This is a genomic window from Pseudomonas sp. 05N434, from assembly GCF_056396965.1.
Genome location: NZ_JBFTMK010001163.1, coordinates 1 through 417 on the forward strand (window position 1 = coordinate 1; position 417 = coordinate 417).

Sequence of the window (417 nt, forward strand, 5' to 3'; positions counted from 1 at the left end):
CTGCCAGACGCATCGCCATGCTGTCGATCCTTTTAGAGAAGGAGTCAAAAAATCAGCGTCAAATTTAAACACATGGCCATGTGATATCAAGCAATACATTGATGGCAATATGATGCTGTCGTAAATGCGTTATGCAGGAGCGACATCACTTCGGGGCTTTTCGACGCCTGTGGGCCGATCGGCAAGTGACTTCGCTCCTGCATAAAGGGTGCAGGGCTGACATTTCAGTGTTGGTTTTTGTGATCCAGCGCGGCGTAGAAGTTGGCGCTCTGTTGCAGGTATTTCTGGGTGTAGCTTTGGGTGTGGGATTTTTTGTCGCTGATTTCAACGTTGGCGCTGGCAGGCAGAGCAACAGTGGCGGAAATAGCGGAAGCGGCGATAACAGAGAAGAGATTGAAGTTCATGGCGGTATTCCTC

At 49.9% G+C, this 417-nt stretch carries 1 protein-coding gene; it reads right to left on the reverse strand.

Translation table 11 applies throughout. The features are described from left to right. Window positions 1-224: 224 nt before the first annotated feature. Window positions 225-404, reverse strand: a complete 180-nt coding sequence (locus AC1DLB_RS32245) for a hypothetical protein (RefSeq protein ID WP_018926171.1) — start codon at window positions 402-404, stop codon at window positions 225-227. Window positions 405-417 lie beyond the last annotated feature (13 nt).

Coding starts and splice junctions, on each gene's coding strand:
- AC1DLB_RS32245 (WP_018926171.1), bottom strand. CDS start 404: ATGAACTTCAATCTCTTCTCTGTTATCGCCGCTTCCGCTATTTCCGCC.